Genomic DNA, 388 nt, shown 5'->3' with positions numbered 1-388 from the left:
CTACCGGCTGGTCGTCAGCCGGGCCTGCCCCTGGGCCAGCCGCGCTCTGGTCTCCCGCCGCCTGCTCGGCCTGGAGGACGCCCTCTCCCTCGCCGTCACCGACCCCATCCAGGACGACCGCAGCTGGCGCTTCACCCTGGACCCGGACGGCAAGGACCCGGTGCTCGGCATCCGCTATCTGAGCGAGGCGTACGACGCCCGGGAGCGGGACTACCCCGGCGGGGTCAGCGTCCCCGCGATCGTCGACGTACCGAGCGGGAAGCTGGTCACCAACGACTACCAGCGGATCACCCTGGACCTGGCCACCGAGTGGACCGCCCTGTACCGCCCCGGCGCCCCCGACCTCTACCCCGAGCCGCTGCGCGCGGAGATCGACGAGGTCATGGAG

At 72.7% G+C, this 388-nt stretch carries 1 pseudogene; it reads left to right on the top strand.

The features are described 5' to 3' along the window. A pseudogene (locus RNB18_RS53385) lies at nt 1-388 on the top strand (glutathione S-transferase family protein); the annotation flags it as partial.

Origin of the sequence: Streptomyces doebereineriae, from assembly GCF_031845645.1 — a bacterium.
GTDB classification, from domain to species: Bacteria; Actinomycetota; Actinomycetes; order Streptomycetales; family Streptomycetaceae; genus Streptomyces; species Streptomyces canus.
This window is presented reverse-complemented; position numbering and strand designations above follow the sequence as displayed.